This window comes from Caballeronia sp. HLA56 (assembly GCF_054655155.1).
Genome location: NZ_BAAHOB010000002.1, coordinates 406835 through 423357, shown reverse-complemented (window position 1 = coordinate 423357; position 16523 = coordinate 406835). Strand labels below are relative to the sequence as shown.

Here is a 16523-nt window from a genome sequence, read left to right as displayed (position 1 = left end):
CTGCTTCAAGGCTGCGCTGCGTTCGCGTTCGTCACCCCTTCGCCACGCAGCCACTCCGCGAACGCCTGCACATGATCCTGCGCGGCAGCCGACGGCCCGATGTCCAGCCAGTATCCATAAGGCCCCGTGGATTCCACCGGCGACAGTTGCGCAAGCGTGCCGTCGTGCAACTCGTCCGCGATCATGTTGCGGTCCACCACCGCGAGGCCGGTTCCGGCTAGCGCGGCGCGAATCGCCTGATCGAGCGTCGAGAACTCGATGCCGTTTTCCGCGAAACCGCGCGACAGGCTCGCGGCATCGAGCCAGTTCGGCCAAAGCGTGAGGCGCGCGTCGTTGTGCAGAACGTGCAGCGCGGGCAGGCGTTGCAGCAGCGCCACGACGTCCTGGCCCGCATACTTCGACGCGCCGACGAGCACATGCCGCTCGATGAACAGCAACGCCGACCGATGATCCGCCCGCGCCTCGTGCCCGAAGCGGATCGTGCATTGAAACTCGCCCGTGGCGTCGGTGCGCACCGAGAGGTCGATGTCGGGCACCGCGTCCATCAGCGAACCGAGACGTGGCGACAGCCAGCGCGATGCGAACGTCGGCGGCGCGCTCACCGTGAGCCGCTTGCGTTCGCTCTTCGGAGAAATCGAGAGCTTGCGGGTCGTGCGTTCAATGGAATCGAACGCCTCGGAGACGCACGCGAGCAACTCCGTCCCTTGCGCGGTCAGGCGTATGCCTTTGTGATCGCGGTCGAAAAGCCGCGCGCCGAGCGCGTCTTCGAGCAGACGAATCTGGCGGCTGACCGCGCCTGGCGTCACGCACAACGCGGCGGCGGATTTGTTGAAGCTCATGTGGCGCGCGCTTTCTTCGAAGAAGCGTAGCGCGGTGAGTGAGGGCAGGCGGCGCATGGTGTCTCGCTAGATTGGTTTGTTCCCTACGGTAACGAGTCGACAGGCGGTTGCGTCCGGCCTTCGCGGCCCAAACCTCAAGGTCGCCGCAGCCTGAACGCTACAAAAATCCGCATGAGCCTGTTTTGTAGCCTTCAGGCCGCGAATCGTGCGCAACGCCGACCGCCACCCGAAGAACATCGCGCTGTTCTGGTTCACACTCGGCGATGCGGCAATCACGCCCGCCTACAACATCTGACGATGCAGGCTTACAACCCGCCGGGGTTATCCGTGGACGGACGCAAGAGCTCGGCGCCCGGCGACTCGTGACTCATCTTGCCGCCCGCATCCGCGCAAAGCATCGCTGCTGCTCGTCGACCTGTCCGCGCAGCCACTCGCGAAACATCGCGACATGCGGCGCATCGTCCTGTCCCGCGCGCGTCACGAGCCAGTACGACTGATGCCCGTCCACTTCTACATCCAGTAGCGGCACGAGCGCGCCGCGCGCAAGCTCCGGCGCGATCATGTGACGATCCGCGATAGTGACGCCAATGCCATCCACCGCCGCATGGATCGAATGATCGAGCAGGTCGAATTCGTAGCCGTCGTGGGTATCGACATCGTCGATGCCCGCCGCGTTCAGCCAGTGTTGCCAGGTGAGATAGCGCTGATCGTTGCTTGCAAGCACATGCAGCAAGGTGAACGCATTCAGGTCCACCGAGGTCGTCGCGCGCTCGCCCAGCAATTCGGGCGAGCACACGGCAATATGCCGCTCGTTCATCAGCAATTGATTGTCGAGCCCGGCCCATTCGCCGTTGCCGAAGCGAATGGCGCAATCGAGCGCGCCGGATTCGACGAGCTCGTCGGTGCGGCGCGTGGTCAGGGTGACTTCGACTTCAGGCGCGGCAGCACGAAGGGATGGCAGGCGCGGCATGAGCCAGCGGCTCGCGAAGGTCGGCGGCACGTTGATGCGCAAGCGCTTGAGATGCGTCTTCTCCTGAATGCTGCGCACCGTCAGCTCGATGCGATCGAACGACATCTTGAGCGCCTGCAGCAGCAGGCGCCCCGTGGCCGACAACTCCAGATGATGATGACGGCGCAGCAGCAAGGCTTCGCCGAGTTGCGTTTCGAGTTGGCGAACCTGACGGCTCACCGCGCTTTGCGTGACGTGCAGCACTTCCGCCGCACGCGTGAAACTGCCGGTGTGGCCAGCCACTTCGAAAGCCCTGAGCGCGTTCAGGGCGGGCATCTTCCGCTTCAAAACTGTCTCCTGTCTCGTCTGACGTGCGCGCATTTAACACGCGCTTCACGCCAGTCGTGCCGCTCTTTGGCAGCATTTTACGAATCGAGTCAAATTATGCCGGTTATCCGACCGGCGGCGGCGCGCAACCTAGACCCGCTTCGTTCATGCGGCGACGGGAAGTTCGAGCGGCTTCAACGCCTCGACCACCCCACGACGCGAATCTTCGAGAATCATGTCCGCGCCCTTCTCGGCGACCATCATCGTCGGCGCGTTGAGGTTGCCGGAGGTGATGTTCGGGAACACCGATGCATCGACGATGCGCAAACCCTCGATGCCATGCACACGCAGACGCTCGTCGACCACCGAGGTGCGCGCGTCCGGACCCATCGCGCAGGAACCGCACAGGTGATAGATCGAGCCGGACTGGTCGCGAAAATACGCGAGCATGTCTTCGTCGCTCTTCACGCCCGGTCCCGGCGAGATTTCCTCGGCCGTGACCTGGCGCAGCGCCTTCGTGCCCATGATGCGGCGAATGAGCTTGCTGCCCTGAATGACTTCGCGGATATCCTTCGCCGTCGTCAGCGCGTTGATGCGGATCTTCGCCGCATCCTCGACCTTCGCCGACGCAATTTCCACCGAACCGCGGCTCGTCGGACGACACGGATTGAAGCACAGCAAAAAGCCCGAGTACGGTTCCGGTTCGAGTTGCGCCTTGCTGCTCTTCGGAATGCGGTACGACAGCGGGTTGAAGTAGAGCTGCAGGTTTGGCTCCAGCTCGTCGTCGGCGCCCTTGAAGAAGCCGCCCGCCTGGTTCACGCTCATGGCGAGCGGTCCCTTGCGCGTCATCAGATATTGCAGCGCCACCTTCGCCTTGCCGATGAGCGAACCCAACTGGTCGTTCAGCGTCTTTACCGTCGCGCGATAGTAAAAGCTCACGCACAGATGGTCCTGCAAATTCTTGCCGACCGCCGGCAGCTCATGCACGAGCGTCACGCCATGCTTCGCGAGCAACTCCGCTTCGCCGATACCGGAGAGTTGCATGAGCTTCGGTGTATCGACGGCACCCGCCGAGAGAATTACTTCGCGCTTCGCCCGGAACTGCAAGTCCTGGCCATTACGCGAGGCGAGCACGCCCATGGCGCGCGCGCCGTCGAACAACACGCGGCGCACCGTCACGTTGCGCTCGATCTTCAGATTGCCGCGCTCCATCACCGGATGCAGATACTCGAAGCTGCTCGACGAACGCTGACCGTCGCGCGTGTTGACATCGTAGATGCCCGCGCCTTCGTACTTCGGGCCGTTGAAGTCGTCGGTGCGCGGAAAGCCCGCTTCTTCCGCGGCTTGCAGAAAGTCCTGGCAGATCGGATGCGCGTCGTCCTTCATCGGCGAAACGCGGATCTTGCCGTTCGCGCCGTGATACTCCGTGTTGCCAAGCGGATGCGATTCCACGCGACGGAAATACGGCAGCACGTCCTTGAAGCTCCAGCCGCGATTGCCCGCTTTCGCCCAGTCGTCGAAATCGTGCGGCTGGCCGCGCACGTAGATCATCGCGTTGATGGAGCCGGAGCCGCCCTGCACCTTGCCGCGCGGGCAATACAGCTTGCGGTCGTTCAGCTGCGCTTCCGGCTCGCTGTAATACATCCAGTTGTATTCGGGGTTGTAGTAGGTCTTGGTGAAGCCGACCGGGACCTTGAACCAGAACGACGCGTCCTCGCCGCCCGCTTCGAGCAGCAGGACCGAATACTGTCCCGACTCCGTCAGACGGTTGGCGAGAATGCAGCCCGCCGAACCCGCGCCCACGATGATGTAATCGAATTCCATGCTTGAGTATTCCGGTGAGTGTCAGCCTTTGGCAGGCGCGAGGTCTTTCACGTCGAAAGGCCGGGGTGTCATCTGCAGATGCAGACGGTCGCCGGTATAAGGCGTATGCGCGCGCACCACGTCCATGTTCAGTTCCACGCCAAGACCCGGCTCGTTCGACGGAATGATGTAGCCGTCGTCCCAGCGAATCGGCGTCTTCAGCACTTCGGCGTGAAAGCCGTCCCACGTGCCGATGCTTTCCTGAATCAGGAAGTTCGGCGAGCACGCCGCGATCTGCACGCTGGCCGCCGCGCCGACAGGCCCGTTGTACAGATGCGGCGCGATCTGCGCGTAATGCACTTCGGCGAGACTCGCGATCTTCTTCGCTTCGAGTAGCCCGCCCACGCGTCCGACGTTGAATTGCAGAATCGATGCGGCGCGCGCTTCGAGCAGCTTGAAGAACTCGTACTTCGTGGTCAGACGCTCGCCCGCCGCAATCGGAATGCTCGTCTTCGCGGCGACTTGCGCCATCGCGTCTTCCTGTCCTGGCGGAACGGGCTCCTCGAACCACAGCGGATCGAACTTTTCGAGGCGTTGCGCGAGGCGGATCGCCGACGATGGCACCATCTGTCCGTGCGTGCCGAACAGCAGATCGGCCTTGCTGCCAACCGCTTCACGCACCTTGCGGCAGAAGGTTTCGCAGCGGTCCATGACTTCGAGCGAAATCTGGTGGCCGGAATACGCCGTGTACGGGCCTGCCGGATCGAACTTCACCGCCGTGAAACCGAGTTCGACGTTGTGCGCGGCACATTCCGCCGCGAGGTCCGGGTCGTCGTAGTCGTATTCGCCACGACTGTTCTTCGGATAAAGATAAGTGTAGGAACGCAGACGCTCGTGCACGCGGCCGCCGAGCAGTTCGTACACGGGCTTGCCCGCCGCCTTGCCGATGATGTCCCAGCACGCCATTTCGAGGCCGCTTACGACGCCCATCATGGTGAGGTCGGGGCGTTGCGTGAAGCCGCTCGAAAAGGCTTCGCGATAGAAGCGCTCGACATGATGCGGATCGTGGCCGAGCAGATAGCGTTCGAACACGTCTTCGATGATCGGCGTCATCGCCTTAGGATGAAACGTGGCCGAGTAAATCTCGCCGACGCCCTCGATGCCGCAATCCGTGCGCAGCTTCACGAAGATCCAGTACATGCCACCGACATGCGGCGGCGGCACGGCGACGATATGAGTTTCCAGTGCGGCGATTTTCATTGCTGCGATTCCTTGCGTTCCATGCGTTTGAGCCGATGCTTGAAGACGAGCGCGGCGACACCGCCGAGCGCGGCCATCACGGCGACATAGCCGAAGTACATTTGATAGCCGAGCACGCCGGGATAGTTCTGCGTCAGATGCCCGTTGACGAGCGGCAGGAATGCGTCCGGCGAGTAGCCAATCACCGAGATGAGGCCGATGGCGAGACCGCTCGTCTCGGCCGGCACCTTGCAGTCGTCGAGCAGGGACCAGTAGAGACCGCGAATGGCATAGGTCATCACGCCGATGAACAGCACGACCACGGCGATCAGCACGTGACTCGAAATGCCCGGCGCGACGATCAGCACGACGAGCGAGAGCGCGGCTGCGAAGAGCGCGAACACGAGCACGGAAGACTTCGAGAAGCGGTCGCCGAGAAAGCCGCCGCCGATGCCGCCGATAGGACGCATCCACAGCTTGAGCGTGGTGATGAAACCCGCCGCGACCACGGAAAGGCCGATCTCCTTCTCATGCAGATACGCCGAGAAGCTGTACGTCGCCCAGAACACCTGATAGCCGCAGAACACGATGGCCGCGAGCAGCCACAACTGCGGATTCTTCAGCAGCACGGCGAGGTCGCGCAGCACGTTGCTCTTGCGCTTCGCCACGGCGGTGGCGCCCGCGTCGGGATCGCGAACCAGCCCGAGCACCACGCCAAGCAGGATGCACAGGAACGCGTACATATAGACCACGAGCTTGAAACCCGCTGCGGTGGAGTCGCCGCGCGTGTGCGTCACGTAGGCGAAAACCGAAATCGCGATGGTTGCGAGCAGCGCTTCGATCAAGCCGCGACCGCCATCGAGAAAGCCGAAGAAGCGGCCTTGCTCGTCGGCGGCGGCGATCATCTGCACGCGCTTGATGATGGCGGCCCAGAACGTGAGGCCGGTCGTCAAACCCCAGCAGCCGAAGATCACGATCAGCGAGGCGAACGAAGGCGCCGTCGAATACCACAGCCCGAGCGCGCCGGTCGCGATCAACGAAAAACAGATGAGCACGCGCGGCGCGACGCGGTCCGCAAGCCAGCCGCTTGGCAAATAGCAGATCAGGAAGATCGTGCCGAGCGCGGAGTAGAGATAGCCGAGTTGCTCTTCGGTGATGCGGAAGACTTCGAGCATCGTCGGCTGATAAACCTGCCGCAGATACAGAATCGGATAGATCGCGCCGGCGGCGACCACGAGCAGCGCGAGTTGCAGATAGCGGTCGGCGCGCGCGCTTTTGAGCGGCAGCGCAGCCGCGCCCTGGCTGGTTTGAGCAGGATTCGATGACACGGGAGGCTCCTCGATGAACCGCGGGCGCAAAGCCCGCAGCCTTCGTATATTTTTGTGTGAGTTGGAAAAGGAAAACGGCGGCGTCCTCGCGAGAAGACACGGCCTGGGTCAGTACTTCATGACGACGAGACGCGTCTGCGTGAATTCCAGCATGCCGTGCTTGCCGTCGTCACCGCCGATGCCGGAGCGTTTCCAGCCCGCGTGGAAGCCTTGATACGGATCGGCCGGCGTGCGGTTGATATAAAGCTCGCCCGCTTCGATGGAGTTGGCGACCTTCATCGCCGTGCGATAGTTTTCGGTGTAAAGCACGGACGAAAGACCGAATTGATGATCGTTCGCCATCGCGATGGCTTCATCGAGCGTGCCGTAGCGCACGACGGCGAGCACCGGCCCGAAGGTTTCTTCCTGCACGATCTCCATGTCCTGACGGCAGTTGGACAAAAGCGTCGGCGGATAGAAAAAGCCCTTGCGCTTCGGCACTTCGCCGCCGGTTTCGAGCACAGCGCCTGCCTCGACCGCGCGCATCACCATGGCGTGAATGCCTTTGCGCGATGCCTCGTTGACGAGCGGCCCCATGAAGCTCGCGTCTTCGAAACGGTCGCCGATCCGCTTGGCCAGCATCTGCTCCTTGAGCAGGCGAACGAATTCATCGTGGATGCTCGCGTGCGCATAAACGCGCTCGATGGCCGTGCAAAGCTGACCGCCATGCGTGAGCTTCGAGGCGACGAGTTCGCGCGCGGCCTTCTGCAAGTCGGCATCCGGCTCGATGATCGCGGGCGTCTTGCCGCCCAGTTCCAGCGAAGGCTTCGCAATATTCGCCTTGCAGTATTCGAGCACCTTGCGGCCCGCGGAAACGCTGCCCGTCAGCGTGATCATGCCGACGGCCGGATGCGTGCAGACGGCTTCGGCGGTGGCGTGATCCATCGCCAGGATATTGACGACGCCCGGCGGCAATGCAGCGCGTTCGACGGCGCGCGCCAATTCGAACGCGGACAGCGGCGTGTTGTTGCTCGGGCGCACGACCACCGTATTGCCCACGATCAACGCCGGCGCAATCTTGCGCAGCAGCGTGTAGATGGGGAAATTGAAGGGAATCAGGCAGGCGACGACGCCTATCGGCTCGCGATGCAGCACGAGGTTTTCGTCGGGCGTATCGCTCGGAATGACTTCGCCTTCGATGCGCCGCGCCCATTCGCTGTGATAGCGCGTGATCTGCGCGGCGTAGATGGCTTCGTTGGTGGCGTCCGTCAGGCTCTTGCCCGACTCGGAGGCGAGCGCCGCGCCGATATCGGCGGAGGCTTCGACGATGGCGTCCGCGAGACGCTGCATGTGCACCGCGCGCTCGGCGGCGGGCATCACGCGCCAGCGCTTTTGCGCGGTGGCGGCAAATTCAACGGCTTGCAACGCCTCTTCGCGCGTTGCGTTGTGCACGTGGCCGAGCACTTCTTCGGTAGCCGGATTGACGACGGCGGTGCGTTGATCGCTTGCGGGCGCGATGAAACATCCGTTCACGAAATTGCGTTCTGACTTCATGTTTCTCGATGATTCCTGGTTCGATGACGGGCGACGGCGGCCGCAGCGGAAAAAAACCAGCGCCGCTGATGTCGCGGCTGCCTCTTACGACTTTCGGCCCATTTTTCCGCGCTTCGCGCTGCAGCGACAAGCGAAGAATTTGCTGGCAGAACATTCAAAAAACTCACGTTCGATGTTCGGCGAAATCCCTTTGCAAGCGCGCGTCGATCACGCACAATCCGTCGCTCATCGTTAGCCATCCTTGGCGTTTTCGCGTGAGCGACACGGACGTCATCGGATAAAACAAGAAAACTTGAGACTTTCATGAGAATTAAAGCCATTCTGTTCGCAGCGGTCTGCTGCCTGTCTTCCTCCGTCTTTGCAGCGAGCAGCGTCACGCTATACGGCGTGCTCGACGAAGGCCTCGACTACACGAGCAACGTCGGCGGAAATCACGCCTACGAATTGACGAGCGGTTATGCGTCGGGCAGCCGCTGGGGCTTGCGCGGGGTCGAAGATCTCGGCGGCGCGACTCAGGCCGTGTATCAACTGGAAAGCGGTTTGAACCTGAGCAACGGCGCGGCGGGTCAGGGTGGCCGCATGTTCGGCCGTCAGGCTTTCGTGGGCGTGCAGAACGAACGCTTCGGTTCGGTGACGCTTGGGCGTCAGTACGATTCCGTCGTCGATTACCTTGCGCCGACCACCGCCAACGGCAACTTCGCGGGCTATCTGTTCGCGCATCCGTTCGACAACGACAACACGGACAACTCGTTTCGCGTGAACAACGCGGTGAAGTATGCGAGTCCGTCTTTCGGCGGCTTCAAGTTCGGCGGCTTGTATGGCTTCAGCAACAGCACGGGTTTCGCGGACAACCGCTTGTATAGCGTCGGCGCTTCGTATGCGAATGGCGGCTTGCTGGCCGGCGCGGCATATATGCGCGCGGACGGCGTCGGCGCGGGTGGCATCGGCGCCATCGCGGCCAACGATGCGAGCTTCGTCGCGAGACGCATGCAGGTCTACGGCGCGGGCGTGAACTACTCGTTCGGCCCCGCAACGGCAGGCTTCGCCTATACGAATTCGAGTTATCGCGATCCGTCGACCAATGGCTATATAGGCGGCACGCTCGTGGCAGCAGGCAACACGCTCAACGCCGTCAAGTATCAGAACTTCGAAGTGAACGGCAAGTACCAGTTCACGCCGGCGTTCTTCATCGGCGCGCAGTATGTGTATTCCATCGAGACGTACGACGCGGCTTCAGGCACGGTCAAGCCGAAGATTCACTCGTTCGGCTTGATGGCGGATTACTTCCTGTCCAAGCGCACGGACGTCTATGTGCAAGGCGCCTATCAGAAAATCCACGGGCCTTCGACGGATTCGGTGCTGGACAACGCGTATATTCCGGGCGCGCAGCAAGTGTCGTCGAATTCGAATCAGTTCGTCGCGCGAGTGGCTTTGCGGCACGCGTTCTGATCTAGCTGACATTGAGTTCGTGGTGCGGAAGGCCGGACGCTCGTTCGGCCTTTTTCTTGGGCGTGACGCTCAACTCCCGATCACCACCGATATCTCCCCCAACGGCGCCTTCGAGCCATTCGGCACGACAGCCCTGAGCGGAAACCCGAGCGTTCCCCTGAACGTGACGAAGCGGCTCATCTGAAAACGCACACCGCCGCCGATGCTCGCAAGCGATGCATTGTTGACCTCGCCCGCTTCGGGGATGCGGTTCCACACGTGCCCTGCATCGAAAAACACAAACGGCTGCATCGCCGCGAAGCCGAACGTGATGGCCGGCGAGCGCAACTCCGTCTGCACGTTCCAGCCGCGATCGCCTTGCGCCGCGTACGGGTCGTAGCCGCGCACGGTCGAGTCGCCGCCAATCCCGAGTTCCTCGCTCGGCAAAAGCGTGTTGTTGGTCCACTGCACGAGCCCGCGCGCAGATACCGAAAAGCCCGTCGCACCCAGCGGCGTATCGCGTTGCGCGGACAGTTGAAGATACTGATAGCGCGGCTTCGCGCCGAGACGCGCGGTATCGAAGGCGTCGCTGTTGTTGCTGCCGTCGAGATAGCCGGGGCTCGCGTAGAGCGATGCATTCAGATGCGTGTCGCCGGATGCGTCGCTCTTCGTCAGATCGTAGGCAAGCACGAACTGATGGACGTGCGTATTGGCATTGAACACCTGAAAGCCGCCGAATTCGAGGTCGTTGTTCGAGCGCTTGAAGTCGTAGCCGAGTTGCAGTTGCTGCTGCCACGCACCCGCCTTGTCGAGCGGCGGAAGGCGCCAGTCGTAGCGAAAACTGAGCTGCGCGCTCGTGCCCGTCTGTCCGTAACTGTCCGGCAAGCGTGGCGTACTTTGCGCATACACCCCGAACAGTTCGATACGGTCGAGCCACGGCAGCGGCGCAATCAGGTTGAACGAATGCGCGACGAAGCGCGCCCGGTTGGGCCGCCCTTCGATATCCGGATTACCCGAAATGAGGTCGTTGCTCGCCGTCGCCTGATAGCCGATGCGCGCATCCGTGCCGAACAGATTGCCATAGTCGAAACCCGCAAGCAGGCGGTCGCGGCCCAGGTCCGGCACGCCGTCGTTGTTGTAGCCGCCGTAGACGCGCAACGGCAGCCGGTCTTCGGTCTGCAGGACGACATCGGTGGTATTCGCGGCAGCGCCCGGCGCATAGATCACGTCGACACGGCGATACGGGTTCGAATTCAGGAGCGCGAGGCCCGCGGCGACATCGGCTTCGCGGATCGGCTCGCCGGTGGGCAGCGGCATCTCGCGGGCGAGGAGCGCATCGGAGAAATAGCGATTGCCTTGAGGGAGCACGCGCCCCGCGCGAAACTCGGCAATCGCAATGCGCACCACGCCGTCGCTCACATCCTGCTCGGGCACGTAGACATCGACGAGCGGCAGGCCCGCCTCGCGATAACGCTGCACGACGGCGCGGCGAATTTCGGCCAGACGCGCGAAGGTGAGCGGATGGGCGAGATCGGCCGCGAAGGTATCGAGGAAAGCGGAATCGAGCAGCGGCGCGCCACTGGCCGTGATCGCAGCGCTCTGCGTGCCTTGCGTGCTGGCGGAACCGGCCGCGCCGTCCGAGCGCACGAAAGCGATGCCGCGTAAATCCGCGATCGCTACGGCCTGCGACGCATCGCCGGATTCGGCGGGCGGCTGCGGTGCACGCGGACGCTCGGCGGCGGGCGGGACAATCGGCGCGACGTCTTTATATGATTGCGCGTGCGCTGCATCGGTATAAGCGGCGGCATAAACAGCGGCATGAGCGGCGGCAATGCAGCACGCGAGCCGCGTGAACCGCACGCTCCCCTTCGATGCCCGCGTCATGCGCTACCGGCGCGCCGTTGCGCGGGCCAACCACGGCGAATATCGAACGTCTGTCGCAAAGGCGCTCCTCGTCTCAATGTCCGCATCGTCACGCGGCGGCCTGACATCGTACTCGCTAATGGCATGACCGTGAGCGCGCGAGGCGAAGCTCGAAAGCGCCACGATGTCGGTGCCGATCACGAATTGGTCGCACACGTGCTCAGGCGCCGTTCCGGTTTCAGGTAGCATCGGGTGCGAACGCGCCTCGACCAAGGGCCGTTCCGAACGCAAACGAGTGTCATGACAAAAATAGCAGACGAAACGCCGCAGTTTTCCGATCAGACACAGAGCGAGACAACGCCGGAGTCCTCATCCATCGCACGGACCGGGCCGCTCACCGAAGCCAAGCTCTTCGGCCGTCAGACACCGCCTTCGGGCGGCGACCCGCTTCCGCCGCCACCGCCCGGCGGCGCGGGCAGCAGTTATCGCGCGCTCGCGGGCCTGTTGTGCGGCTATGCGCTGCTCGTCGCGGGAAACGGACTCTTCCAGACGCTGATACCGCTGCGCATCCTGCAGGCGGGTTATCCGACGCTCGTGATCGGCCTCATTCAGTCGTGCTATTACCTGGGCTTCATTCTCGGCGCGGTGGTGAACCGGCGGCTCATCGACCGGATCGGGCAGCATCGGACATTCGTGGCTTTTTCAGCGGCCGCGTCGATTCTCGCGCTGGCGTTCGGCGCGAGCGAGTCGCCGTGGCTCCTCGCGCTCGTGCGTATTCTCACGGGCGTCGCGTTCATGGGGCTTTATACGTCCATCGAGAGCTGGCTCAACGGCACGGTGGAGAACGAGCGGCGCGGCCAAGTCTTCGGCTCGTATGCGGCCATCAACTATCTCGCGGTCGGCACCGGGCAGTTCTTGCTGAATGTCGGCGCGGGCACGGGTGCGCAGCAATTCTCCATCGCCGCCGCGCTGTTCGCCGCCGCCGTGCTGCCCGTGACCTTGCTGGAAGGCTGGCCCGTCAAGGTCGCCGATGAAAACCTCGACCGCGTGCCCGCCCGAACCTGGCGCGAGAGCCTGCGCGAGATAATGGCCGCGACGCCGCTCGCGGTTCCGGGCTGCATTCTCGCGGGCTTTCTCTACAGCGCGTTCTATTCGATGACGCCGGTCTATCTTCAACGCTCCGGCTTTTCGACGAGCGAACTCGCGACCTTCATGGGCGTGGCGCTGATCGGCGCACTCCTGCCGCAATGGCCGATGGGCCGTCTCTCCGACAAAGTGGACAGGCGGCGTCTCGTGTTCTACACGGCATCGATTTCGGCGACCTTGAGCTTCGTGCTGCTGTGCTTCGATTTTCGCGCGGTGGTGTGGTGCGGCACGCTGGCGTATGTCGCGGTGACGTTCACGCAATACGGGCTCATCGTTTCGCACGTGCATGACAGAACGGAGGCGCATTTGCGCGTCGCCATCTCGGCGACCTTGCTCGTGCTGTTCTCGCTCGGCGGCATGACCGGTCCGGCGCTGGCTTCGCTATTGATGACCGTCTTCGGTCCGCGCGGACTCTTTCTCTTCAACGGGCTGTCGTGCGTGTTGCTCGCGCTTTGCGCACGCCGGGCGCTTCATGCCGGTTCCGGCAGCGTCGCCGCGAGAACGGCTGGCTGACCCAAGCACTCAATGAGCGCGCCGGATCGCCGCCGAAAAGTCTTCGTCGATCAGCGCGCCTTCCGGCCGCACGATGAGACTGCGCCGCTTGAGTTCATCGAACGTCGAGGTGTTGTCGAGCAGGCCCATGCGATAGGTGTAGTCGTCGGCGTGGCCGCTTAGCAGCACCTTCCAGCTATAACGAAGATGCGGCGCGACCGTTCGCGCGTGATGCAGGATATTGCTCGTGCAGTTGTTGAAGAGCGTGTGATAGAACTCGGGGCGTTCGTTCAGGTCGTTCACGCGCCGCATGTAGTCTTTGAACAGCGCGCGCACGGTGGCGGCCGTGACCTGCGCGCGATACAGCGACACGCGTTCGCGCCGTATATCGGTACGCACGCCGATCAGATCGCGCTCGTCGGCCACGACATAGATCAGATCGTAATGCTTGAAGAAGCCGCGCCACGTCGAATAATGCTGCCCTTGCCGACGGCGCGTTTCGATTGAGATGGAGAGATAACGGCCATCGTCGAAACCGAAGCTTACGAACACATGTGCAATGGATTCATGCGTCCAGCGCGACACCACGAGATCGACCGTCTGTAGTCGCGAGATCTCATAGATGGCGTCGAAATAGGCGGGCGTGGCTTCGTCCCGCGTTCGGTAGACAAAGTTGCGGACATTGCGAATACGCACTTGGTCGCCGCACCACATGGCGGACGCGGTCCGTGCATATTCCTCCACCCAAGGCGCGCTCTTTTCCGTGCCGGATTTCACGGTCGGACTCCATGAAAGGCTCGTGAACAACTGCCACTGTACCGCGAGACTTCGTGCGACTCGAAGCGCGGAACGATTCATGCGAAAGCGCCGGTATGCCCGAATATCCGCATGAACGCGCCGGTCTGAAAACAAGGATTGCGATGCCCGCTTACAATTGCTTCATCAGCCAGGATGCGCCGCCCGGAGTAGAAATGACCGGCCGTGCCGCATCGACATGCAGACAAAAATCCGGCTCGAAGACCGGCGTGCGAACCGTAAATCGTCTTCGACCGTCGTGTCAGGGCCGCACGAAGCCCGCGACCCGATCGTCGTCTTAATGCGTCTGCTGCCTGAAAGCTTGCGGCCATTGGACAAACCGGCGCGCCTTTGCGCCGCCGAAACGCCTTATCGAGACAATGACGGACAACTCCTCCACCGCACACAGCAGTGAATTTAATGCGCCCGATGCATCGGCGTATGCCGAATGCGCGCGCGAGCCCATTCACGTTCCTGGCGGCATCCAGCCGCACGGTCTTCTCTTGAGCATCGACGCACAAGGCACGATCTTGCAAGTGAGTGGCAATGTCGCGCAACTCACGTCGATCGCGCCCGAGCGTTGCCTCGGCGAGCCGCTGTCGTTCGTCATCGGCGATGAAGCCAGCCGCCGCGCCGTCGCCGAATTGGGAAGGCTTACGCGCGATGGCGCGACGATCCACACGGGCAATGTCGTCATCGATCATTGGAGCCAAAGCGGCCCGTTCGCGCTCGTCGTGCATCGGCATGAAGGCTTGCTCTTCGTTGAACTGGAACCCGCGCAACATACCGCCGAAGTGTTTTCGAGCATGTATCCGCTCGTGCGCTCCTTCGTCACCGAAGTGCAGTCCATGCGCACGGTCGAGCAGCTTTGCCAGTTCGCGGCGACGGAGATTGCGCGCATTACCGGTTTCGGGCGCACGCTCGTTTATCAATTCGACGAAGCCGGCAACGGCCACGTGCTCGCCGAAGCCATCGAGCCGGGCTATCAGTCATACCTGAACCAGTATTTCCCCGCGTCCGATATTCCCGCCCAGGCGCGCGAACTCTACAAGCGCAATCGCATCCGCCTGATTTCGAACGCCGATTACGAAGCCGCGCCGCTCGTGCCCGCGCTGCATCCGCAGACTGGCCGGCCGACCGATCTCACCTACGCGTCCTTGCGCAGCGTCTCGCCCGTGCATCTGCAATATATGCGCAACATGGGCACGCTTGCCTCGATGTCGATGTCCATCGTCGTCGACGACACGCTCTGGGGATTGATCTCCTGTCATCACGCGACGCCGCGCCTGCCGCCCTTCGAAGTACGCACGGCTTGCGAGCATGTCGCGCAGATCGTCTCGCTGCAGATCGAGGCGCGTGAAACACAAAACGAAGCGCATTACCGGCTCGAACTGCGCCGCATGCTTTCGAAGCTGCTTTCGTCGATGGCCAATACCGACAGCTTCGTCGAAGCCCTGGTCAACGACTCGAACGACCTGCTCGGCTTGACGCGCGCATCGGGCGCGGCGGTGATCTTCGAGGGGCGCACGTCGCTCATCGGCGTGACGCCGAGCGAGCACGACGTGACAGCGCTTGTCGACTGGCTCGATCAGCAAAGCGAAGACGTGGTGCTGTCGGATCGCGCATCGGCGGATTGTCCCGTGCTGCCAGATTCGCCGAATGTCGCGGGTTTTCTCGCGGTATCGATCTCGAAGATCTATCGCAATTACGTGATCTGGTTTCGCCGCGAGGTCGTGCAGACGATCGAATGGGCGGGCGATCCGCGCGCGAAGCTAACGGGGCTTTCCTCTTCGCTCTCGCCGCGCGTGAGCTTCGAAACGTGGACCGACGAGGTGCGCAATCGCTCCTTGCCGTGGCGCACCGCCGAGCGCGAGATTGCGCTGGAGTTCCGCGCGGCCGTGCTCGGCATCGTGCTGCGGCGTGCGGAAGAGATCGCGCAACTGGCGACCGAACTCGGCCGCGCAAATCACGAACTGGAAGGCTTTTCGTACACGGTGTCGCACGATCTGCGAGCGCCGTTGCGGCATATCGTGGGCTTTGCGGATCTGCTCAAGCAAATGGACGGCCAGAAACTGTCGGAGCGTGGGCGCGGCTATCTGGAGCGTATCGTGACATCGGCGCGCTTCGGCGGGCGTCTCGTCGACGACCTGCTTTCCTTCGCGCAACTCGGCCGCGCGGCGTTGCGGCCGCATAAGGTCGATATGCATGCGCTCGTGCATACGGTCATCCAGACCGACATCGACGAGGAAACGTCAGCGCGTGTGCACTGGAAGGTGGATGCGCTGCCGCCCACCGAAGCGGATCACGTCTTTTTGCATGTGGCGTTGAACAACATCATCGCCAATGCGGTCAAGTTCAGCGGCGCGCGCGAGCAACCGGTCATCGAAATCGGCTCGCGGGAAGGCACGGGCGAACTCGCGGGCTACACGGTGTACTTCGTGCGCGACAACGGCGTGGGCTTCGACATGCGCTACGTGGACAAGCTCTTCGGCGTGTTCCAACGGCTGCACGTCGATGAAAAATTCGATGGCACGGGAATCGGACTTGCGAACGTGCGGCGGATCATCGAGCGTCATGGGGGCAAGGTCTGGGGCGAAGGCCAGCCGGATCACGGCGCGACGTTCTTCATTGCGTTGCCTAAGCAGTATCGACCGGAAAGCGGCGTGCGGCGCGATACGGCGGCTTCGGCGCTGGCGCGGCTGGCAGCGGGAACGGGCGGCGCGGCGCAGGATTTCGAACAGCTCGTCAAGCGCTCGGAAGAGAAGAAATAAGCGCTTCGTT

General features: G+C 62.7%; 12 protein-coding genes. 4 read left to right on the top strand and 8 right to left on the bottom strand.

Annotated features, from left to right (window positions below):
- Window positions 1-5 precede the first annotated feature (5 nt).
- The 6 genes from ACYQ47_RS08340 to aldA all read right to left on the bottom strand — a co-directional run bounded on the left by ACYQ47_RS08340 (window position 6) and on the right by aldA (window position 8018).
- Window positions 6-896, bottom strand: coding sequence for a LysR substrate-binding domain-containing protein (locus ACYQ47_RS08340; RefSeq protein WP_250469092.1), 891 nt, complete (start codon window positions 894-896; stop codon window positions 6-8).
- Between the two features lie 310 nt (window positions 897-1206).
- On the bottom strand, window positions 1207-2124 hold the full coding sequence (locus ACYQ47_RS08335) for a LysR substrate-binding domain-containing protein (protein WP_244829810.1): 918 nt from the start codon (window positions 2122-2124) through the stop codon (window positions 1207-1209).
- A gap of 156 nt (window positions 2125-2280) precedes the next feature.
- Window positions 2281-3939, bottom strand: coding sequence for a GMC family oxidoreductase (locus ACYQ47_RS08330; protein ID WP_250469083.1), 1659 nt, complete (start codon window positions 3937-3939; stop codon window positions 2281-2283).
- A gap of 21 nt (window positions 3940-3960) precedes the next feature.
- The gene (locus ACYQ47_RS08325) at window positions 3961-5178 is read right to left on the bottom strand and encodes a mandelate racemase/muconate lactonizing enzyme family protein (protein WP_459905063.1); all 1218 of its coding nucleotides are present in this window, start codon (window positions 5176-5178) and stop codon (window positions 3961-3963) included.
- Window positions 5175-6500, bottom strand: a complete 1326-nt coding sequence (locus ACYQ47_RS08320) for an MFS transporter (protein ID WP_350029325.1) — start codon at window positions 6498-6500, stop codon at window positions 5175-5177. The genes ACYQ47_RS08325 and ACYQ47_RS08320 overlap by 4 nt, the downstream gene beginning before the upstream one ends.
- Window positions 6501-6593: 93 nt before the next feature.
- The gene (gene aldA, locus ACYQ47_RS08315) at window positions 6594-8018 is read right to left on the bottom strand and encodes an aldehyde dehydrogenase (RefSeq protein WP_459905062.1); all 1425 of its coding nucleotides are present in this window, start codon (window positions 8016-8018) and stop codon (window positions 6594-6596) included.
- Between aldA and ACYQ47_RS08310 the strand changes: the two genes are divergently transcribed.
- Together ACYQ47_RS08310 and ACYQ47_RS08305 are read left to right on the top strand one after the other, a co-directional pair.
- Complete coding sequence (locus ACYQ47_RS08310; protein ID WP_250510909.1) at window positions 8017-8253, top strand: hypothetical protein; 237 nt, start codon at window positions 8017-8019, stop codon at window positions 8251-8253. The genes aldA and ACYQ47_RS08310 overlap by 2 nt on opposite strands.
- 68 nt (window positions 8254-8321) lie before the next feature.
- The gene (locus tag ACYQ47_RS08305; protein ID WP_310391657.1) at window positions 8322-9467 is read left to right on the top strand and encodes a porin; all 1146 of its coding nucleotides are present in this window, start codon (window positions 8322-8324) and stop codon (window positions 9465-9467) included.
- 69 nt (window positions 9468-9536) lie between these two features.
- Here the strand turns inward: ACYQ47_RS08305 and ACYQ47_RS08300 are convergent, their stop codons facing one another.
- The gene (locus ACYQ47_RS08300) at window positions 9537-11330 is read right to left on the bottom strand and encodes a ShlB/FhaC/HecB family hemolysin secretion/activation protein (RefSeq protein WP_459905060.1); all 1794 of its coding nucleotides are present in this window, start codon (window positions 11328-11330) and stop codon (window positions 9537-9539) included.
- 279 nt (window positions 11331-11609) lie between these two features.
- On the opposite strand from ACYQ47_RS08300, the gene ACYQ47_RS08295 reads away from it, so the two are divergent.
- Window positions 11610-12968 carry an MFS transporter gene (locus ACYQ47_RS08295; protein ID WP_459905058.1) on the top strand — a complete coding sequence of 453 codons (1359 nt, stop codon included), beginning with the start codon at window positions 11610-11612 and terminating at the stop codon, window positions 12966-12968.
- A 9-nt stretch (window positions 12969-12977) separates the two neighbouring features.
- Here the strand turns inward: ACYQ47_RS08295 and ACYQ47_RS08290 are convergent, their stop codons facing one another.
- Window positions 12978-13805 carry an Lnb N-terminal periplasmic domain-containing protein gene (locus ACYQ47_RS08290; RefSeq protein ID WP_459905057.1) on the bottom strand — a complete coding sequence of 276 codons (828 nt, stop codon included), beginning with the start codon at window positions 13803-13805 and terminating at the stop codon, window positions 12978-12980.
- Between the two features lie 317 nt (window positions 13806-14122).
- Between ACYQ47_RS08290 and ACYQ47_RS08285 the strand changes: the two genes are divergently transcribed.
- Window positions 14123-16513, top strand: coding sequence for an ATP-binding protein (locus ACYQ47_RS08285; RefSeq protein ID WP_250528072.1), 2391 nt, complete (start codon window positions 14123-14125; stop codon window positions 16511-16513).
- The last annotated feature ends 10 nt before the right edge of the window (window positions 16514-16523 follow it).

Coding starts and splice junctions, on each gene's coding strand:
- ACYQ47_RS08290 (WP_459905057.1), bottom strand. CDS start 13,805: ATGAATCGTTCCGCGCTTCGAGTCGCACGAAGTCTCGCGGTACAGTGG.
- ACYQ47_RS08310 (WP_250510909.1), top strand. CDS start 8,017: ATGTTTCTCGATGATTCCTGGTTCGATGACGGGCGACGGCGGCCGCAG.
- ACYQ47_RS08295 (WP_459905058.1), top strand. CDS start 11,610: ATGACAAAAATAGCAGACGAAACGCCGCAGTTTTCCGATCAGACACAG.
- ACYQ47_RS08330 (WP_250469083.1), bottom strand. CDS start 3,939: ATGGAATTCGATTACATCATCGTGGGCGCGGGTTCGGCGGGCTGCATT.
- ACYQ47_RS08285 (WP_250528072.1), top strand. CDS start 14,123: ATGACGGACAACTCCTCCACCGCACACAGCAGTGAATTTAATGCGCCC.
- ACYQ47_RS08340 (WP_250469092.1), bottom strand. CDS start 896: ATGCGCCGCCTGCCCTCACTCACCGCGCTACGCTTCTTCGAAGAAAGC.
- ACYQ47_RS08335 (WP_244829810.1), bottom strand. CDS start 2,124: ATGCCCGCCCTGAACGCGCTCAGGGCTTTCGAAGTGGCTGGCCACACC.
- ACYQ47_RS08305 (WP_310391657.1), top strand. CDS start 8,322: ATGAGAATTAAAGCCATTCTGTTCGCAGCGGTCTGCTGCCTGTCTTCC.
- ACYQ47_RS08325 (WP_459905063.1), bottom strand. CDS start 5,178: ATGAAAATCGCCGCACTGGAAACTCATATCGTCGCCGTGCCGCCGCCG.
- aldA (WP_459905062.1), bottom strand. CDS start 8,018: ATGAAGTCAGAACGCAATTTCGTGAACGGATGTTTCATCGCGCCCGCA.
- ACYQ47_RS08300 (WP_459905060.1), bottom strand. CDS start 11,330: ATGACGCGGGCATCGAAGGGGAGCGTGCGGTTCACGCGGCTCGCGTGC.